This is a genomic window from Stenotrophomonas sp. P5_B8 (genome assembly GCF_054049855.1).
In genome coordinates, this window is sequence record NZ_JBFULO010000600.1 from 1 (window position 1) to 1823 (window position 1823).

3 protein-coding genes are annotated in these 1823 nt (G+C 65.1%); all 3 read right to left on the reverse strand.

What is annotated here, in order from left to right; translation table 11 throughout:
• A partial coding sequence (locus ACXJKH_RS19785) for a hypothetical protein (RefSeq protein WP_457321921.1) occupies positions 1-297 on the reverse strand: 297 nt, incomplete at its 3' end.
• 153 nt (positions 298-450) lie between these two features.
• Positions 451-696: a hypothetical protein gene (locus ACXJKH_RS19790; RefSeq protein ID WP_457321923.1), complete on the reverse strand. Its 246-nt coding sequence runs from the start codon at positions 694-696 to the stop codon at positions 451-453.
• Between the two features lie 777 nt (positions 697-1473).
• On the reverse strand, positions 1474-1823 hold a 350-nt coding region (locus ACXJKH_RS19795; RefSeq protein WP_457321925.1), incomplete at its 5' end, for an alpha/beta hydrolase.

Here is a 1823-nt window from a genome sequence, read left to right on the forward strand (position 1 = left end):
CGCTTGAGGCGCGTGGTCGGGTGGGTGGATACGCGGTGACATCACGCCGCCGGGAAACCGCTCGATGAATGCGGTAAAGCGCGCGCCTGATATCGCCTGCCGGGTGCGACACGCCGGGCAGTCCAGCACGGCGCCGCCGCCGGGGATGTTCACCAGCCAGGGCGCGGTTACCTCCATCGTGTGATGACAGGTCAGGCACTCCGCACGCACGCTGAGGATGGCGTTGACCGTTGTCTGCGTGGAGCCGGCCGGCACGCCGACGACAGCCAGCAGGTAGAACAGACCTGTATCCGGCACGATCCTTCCCCCCAACGAAATGGCGCGGAAGTCATGCCTTGCCGCGACCGAAAACGCGCCGGGCGGCAGCGCACACGAAAGGTCTTTCCACGTGCGTTGGATCCTAGACCTGTGCTTGTTAGCACACTGCATGTGAGGCGCAGCAGGCGCTCCCTAGGCCATGGGAAGCAGAAGTCCGTCGAAGCGTGCGTTGCTGATCGCCTGGCGTGCTTTGCAGCCGGGGCAGGTAATGGCGACGCCCCCCGGGATGATCTGCAGGCCTTGCCGGGCGATGGCGGTGAAGTGACGTTTACATGCAACACAGGCGGCGGCCAAGGCGGTAATGGCCGCTCCGCCAGCGCCAGGTGCCATTCCTGGCCCGTGGACTTCAATCAGCTCGAAGATGCCGGTGCATGTCATGGGGCGCGAGATCCGTGGGTGCCGGTGGCACCAGTAAGTAGCGGCCGACGCGGCAGGAACCTGAGGCGGACAGGGATGCGGGCCGGCGGCGCTGCAGCGGCGTGGAATACCATGGGGCGTGCCTCGTCTGGATGGATGCACCACCCTAGGCCCGCGTTCGTTACTTGAGCGCGGGTTCGTGTGAGGCCGCTCTGGACATCCGTCGCTGTGGTCACACCCGCAGGGCATCGGGTTGCCGCTGTTTACCGTCGCCCGCCGCGCCTTACGTATCCGGAAGGTATGTGCGTGCACGTACGGTGAGGTCCATGTGCAAAGACACAACCGTTCATCTGACGTCGTGCGAATTCTCGTCCCGGTAACCTGCGTAGGGCCATGGTTGGTTTTCACCAGGAGTACTCGTATGCAGACGTCATGGCTGTCCCGAATAGAGCGTTGGGCCGAGGAACCCGGTTTTCGCACCCAGACGCTGGACGATGCAAGTGCGGCGTTGCGCGAGCTTCTTCCCGGGTTTCCCGCCCCGGGTGACCAGCCACGGGAAATCTGTGTCAACGGCTACCGTTGGTTCCATGGCGAGATGGAGGCGGTCGCTGACGCCATCCATCGCGCGTCGCGTCGGCCGCACGCCGTAGCCGCCACCCTGGAAGGGGCGGATTGGAATGTCGATCGCAACGCCGCCGGGTTGTGGGCCATCCCCGGCTCCAGCCGCGTGCAGGCGCGCGATACGCGCCGTAATGGCTGGGTCGGCCCCTGCCGTCGGCGGTATCGGCATGCGCCCTGTCACGGAACCGGCAGCGACGCGTCCAGGTGCCGGGTGAAAAACCGGGCCATCACTCGATAGGCCTGCTGGCTTTCCGGGAGTTTGGCATCCAGGTGGAAGGCATGCCCCAGCCCGTCCCACACGTGCAGATCGGATTCGCGCCCCAGGTCGACCAACCGTCCGTGCATGTAGGAGACGTTGCTCAGTTCGGCGGCGCGGGTGGCGGTGATGAACAGCGTAGGTGGGAACCGGGCCAACAGTTCCTCCGAGAACACCGGCGACACCAGTGGATCGCGGAAATCCACATCGCCGTAGTACAGGTCTTCCATGATCGGCAGCGACCCATCGGAATGCGGTAGCAACGCATCGT